General features: G+C 62.3%; 6 protein-coding genes and 1 pseudogene. 5 read left to right on the forward strand and 2 right to left on the reverse strand.

The annotated features are described in order from the left end of the window. On the reverse strand, positions 1-254 hold a 254-nt coding region (locus AC1DY5_RS46235), incomplete at its 3' end, for a hypothetical protein (protein WP_478121100.1). Positions 255-275: 21 nt separating this feature from the next. On the opposite strand from AC1DY5_RS46235, the gene AC1DY5_RS46240 reads away from it, so the two are divergent. Continuing rightward, entirely contained in the window at positions 276-635 is a 360-nt protein-coding gene (locus AC1DY5_RS46240) for a hypothetical protein (RefSeq protein WP_478121101.1), read from the forward strand. Positions 636-1151: 516 nt separating this feature from the next. On the opposite strand, the gene AC1DY5_RS46245 is transcribed toward AC1DY5_RS46240, so the two are convergent. Continuing rightward, positions 1152-1307 carry a hypothetical protein gene (locus tag AC1DY5_RS46245; RefSeq protein ID WP_478121102.1) on the reverse strand — a complete coding sequence of 52 codons (156 nt, stop codon included), beginning with the start codon at positions 1305-1307 and terminating at the stop codon, positions 1152-1154. Between the two features lie 153 nt (positions 1308-1460). Between AC1DY5_RS46245 and AC1DY5_RS46250 the strand changes: the two are divergent. The 4 genes and pseudogenes from AC1DY5_RS46250 to AC1DY5_RS46265 all read left to right on the forward strand — a co-directional run. After that, positions 1461-1650: pseudogene (locus AC1DY5_RS46250) on the forward strand (hypothetical protein); the annotation flags it as partial. A gap of 338 nt (positions 1651-1988) precedes the next feature. Further along, complete coding sequence (locus AC1DY5_RS46255; protein ID WP_478121103.1) at positions 1989-2183, forward strand: CsbD family protein; 195 nt, start codon at positions 1989-1991, stop codon at positions 2181-2183. Positions 2184-3008: 825 nt separating this feature from the next. Next, a complete protein-coding gene (locus tag AC1DY5_RS46260) occupies positions 3009-3521 on the forward strand; it encodes a DUF1214 domain-containing protein (RefSeq protein ID WP_478121104.1) in 513 nt (170 codons plus the stop codon). A 72-nt stretch (positions 3522-3593) separates the two neighbouring features. Continuing rightward, the coding region (locus tag AC1DY5_RS46265) for a hypothetical protein (protein ID WP_478121105.1) at positions 3594-3790 on the forward strand (197 nt) is incomplete at its 3' end.

The following is a 3790-nucleotide window of genomic DNA, read 5'->3' on the forward strand; positions in this document are numbered from 1 at the left end:
CCCAGGAACCCGCCTCGTGCGGGTTTCTTCGTAGGGTGCCCAAGTTTTCGCGAAAGCGTGCCCGTGACGACAGCGGTGACGTCCTGCGCGCGACCTGTTGCGACGGGATCCCCGATGGCATCCTTGAATCGGAACGCGGAGGCTCTGGGCGTGACCCGCAAAGCCCGCAGCCGAGTCAGGCCGTTGATCACGCCTTCGACGACACCATCGGCGAGATACGTGTTCGGCGCTCCCTCGACGGTGAAGGGCAGCACGGCGACGGAAAGGTACGGCGCTTGTCTGCCCAGCCATCGGGCGCCGGCAACGACGGCGAGCGCCGTCGCCGAGAGACCCGCAAGGACCAGGCGACTCTCCGGCGAGACAGCCTCGGCGACACGCCGAGTGTTTGCGACGCGCCCTCGACACCGCGCATGGCCGGAACCTCTCTGAGCGGAGCAAGGTTGGTCGTGGCGATGTCGCCGACCTCGACCGCTGCATTGAAGCCCGATCGAGCGGCCGAGGCTGATCGGCATATCTCCTGCATCGCGATGACCGGCAAGGCATTCGATCTGCTGGCCACGGTGGTTCGAAATGCGGGCCACCTGCTGACCAAGAACGCCGCCACCCCGAGCACTTTCGCAACGCCGAGACGTTGACACTCAGGTTCACCTCCTCCACCACCACGCCGGGCCAGACCGCGTGCAGCAGTTCGCGAGCAGGAGACTATGAAGCCGACGCGTGACGGAGCCGGCACCACCTCCGCCAAGCTGGTGACACATTGAAACGGTCATGAATGCCAATTGAAATATCAAATGTGACTACAAGGGCTTCCCGCAGAATGCAAGCGATTTTTGTGGCTTCTTTGCGGCTTCCCACAAATGCTCCACCTTGACGGTCCTCGTAGGGAGGGTCGCCACTGCGAAATGGACATGACGTTGCGATATTGACGCGCCGATCGGCCTACATTCAGATGAAGGGAAACCGACAGCCGGAAAGCGCGCGGGCTCGTTGCGAGGCAGAACGTGGCAAGGTTCAGAAAGATTCTCTGGGTCGGCGCGAGGCTCGCCGCCGTGGCCGCACTTGTCACATTCACTGCGGAACGAGCTGAAGACTTCGCGCTTGCAATCGACGTTCTGGCGCGGGCTCGCACGCGACGCGCCCAGGCTCCCGAGCTAAAGCTTCTCCTTCACGAAGCCAGCCGCGTTCTCGTCCGCGCCGGCCTTGCCCTCGTCCGAATGAGGGTTGATCGGATCGTCGTCGGTCGGAAACTCCGGCTGTACCGGTAGCTGCGCGGGATCGTCCTCAGATGGAACCTTCGGGGTGGTCATGGGGGGCTTACTCCTTTGTCTGCACGGTAGTCTCATCCTGGGTCGGTGGCTGTAGGAGAGAGGGACAGGACGAACCGCGACGCCTGGCCACACAGCTGCGTCACCACGAGGTGGCCCGGTAAAGGCGCTCGTCGACTCAATGCGCATCGGCTCGAGTGCCTCTTCTACAAGGCGTTCCCCATCGACGTGGCGATCATTGATCATTCGGGCGACCACCGCAGACGCCGAGGGCAATCTGACCATGGAACGCGAGGTGTTGACGTTGGAGGCGTTGTCTATGGCCACGCTCGGTCCATTCGTCTGCGTTGTGGTTCAGCGGAAGGGTTCGGTTGATCATCGTCAGGACCAAGCGCGCCTATTCGCTGAGCATCCCGTGGGACGCGAGGCGGCGTGCGGCTTCGAGGCGCCGCTCGACAGAGTCATTCACTGGAAGCGCGGACAGCCAACTCTTGACTTCTCAAGAATGGTGCACTGCACAAACAGGCCTGCTCACTCGTGAAGCGCCCTTTCGGTGCAAACCCGCTGCTCGAAATTCGTTCACGCCTGAGCGAGGTGCGCCGCTTGTCCACAGACACCGAGGGATTCACACCGACAACCACCCGGGCTGCGCGCCGACATTCAACCGTTCCCAAAAGTGGCACCGTGCACTCGTGGCGGTCTGCCGCGCAACGAGGACAAGTAATGAACAAGGATCAAGTCAAGGGTTCCATGGAAAAGGCAAAGGGAAGCGTCAAGCAGACGTTGGGTAAGGTCGTCGGTAGCGAGAAGATGCAAGTTGAAGGCGCCGCGGAAAAGGCCGCTGGCACGGCACAGAAGGCAGCAGGCGATGTGAAAGAAGCCGCAAAAGACGCGGTGAAAGCCTCCAAGAGAAAGTAATGATCAGGACCAGTTTCGGCGAACGGTTCGAGTGCGGTTGAGCCCTCGCCGCCGCCGCCCTCGTGCAAAGCGACTTCGCGAGCCTCCGGATGCACATGGCTCGTTGCGAAGCGGCACGGGGGGTGTTTTCCTCGTCCTTGCTTGAGCGCGCCACATCGTCGTTCACCGGAGCAAGGTTGAGAGCGATTCAAATGGTGGGGTCATGCCGCCAAGGACATCGTCGACGTGTTGGACCGGAACGCCGGGTACCAGCGGGCGAAGTCGCGCAGTTGGCCGTCGATGACGCGCACCCGCACCTGCAGCAGCAAGTGGAGATGCGCTGGCCCGATCGATAGCGCCTTCCATAGTTGGGCAGCGAATCCGAGTTGTTGCGCAGGTAGCCGAGCAACTCGAGGTCGAGGGTGAGCTTTCGAATCTGACGCGTGGCCGGCTTGCGGCACACCGTCGACTTGCCCAGGACGTACAGCATCGTGGCCAGGCTTCGCATGGCTTCCTGCGCTCGACCATGCCAAAGCCGCTTCAATCCKCCGGCCAGMCYSGACAACCAGTCGTGGTCAGCGGATCTCAGCTGACTGGCCGTTRGCCKGCCATGMACGACGGCRTTGAGCTTGSCCACCCGTCGTCGCAGGTGGTMCCAGTCCAGGATATGCCTCGCGCGAGGGAGCGTCGACAGCTGCCACTGGCGAAGCTGGTTGTCACCATCGGTGAACACCTCCATCGGCAAATCTTGCCCGCCGAAAGAAGCCAGGACACTGCCCGCGCGGCGCTCTCAGCCGACAAAATCATCGATAACGCCTACCTATCGTCCGCAGAAGTGGTCAACGGATGGCGCTACACCATGTCCGCCGGCGGCGCGGGCGGCACTTCCCGGTCCGTGCGGCGCTGGCCAAGTACGTCCTCGGCGCCAACGTCGCAGAGCAAAGCCTCTACCCGAACACGCGCGTCGATGACGCCGAACAGCCACTCACCGGCGCAAACCGTCACGTACTGCACTTCGACAAGGGGACGATTCCCCCTGTCTCTGTGTTCTGGAACCTCTCCCTGTGCGACAGCAAGGCCTTCTTCGTCGAGAACGCCGCCAGGCGCTACAGCATCGGAGCATGCGGAAAGACCGCAGTGGGCCCGGACCCGGCGAGGACCGGCTATAGTCGGCCAGAACCGGTCTTTCGGTTGAACCGTCCGTTCAAAGGGGTGCCCTCCCTGCTGGATGGTCGGCCGCCAAGCCAGTCCAGAGACGGCCCTTCGTTGACATGCATCAATTCCCGGCGCACATCGCGGCGTATCTTCGGCTCAGCACTTGCCTGCCAGCTCAGATGGACTGAGCCGGCCCAGATGTAAGTCGCGGGCACGACGACGCCTCTGCCGTCCCCTTGACGACACTGTCAAGCCGACCATCAAGGAGTGACTGCCATGACGATGTTGCAAAGTTCCGCACTTGCCGCATTGCTCACTGCCCTCTTGAGCGCAGGAGCGGCAGTTTTCGCTCAAGCGCCGGCTCAGAGTCAAAGTTCAGCGACCTCTCCGACGGGTGCACAAGTGCGCGAACTTCAGCAGCAAGTTGCGACGTTACAGAAGCAGTTAGGCCAACTCAACGCGACGCCCGACAC

The organism is Variovorax sp. P4_D9 (genome assembly GCF_056401695.1).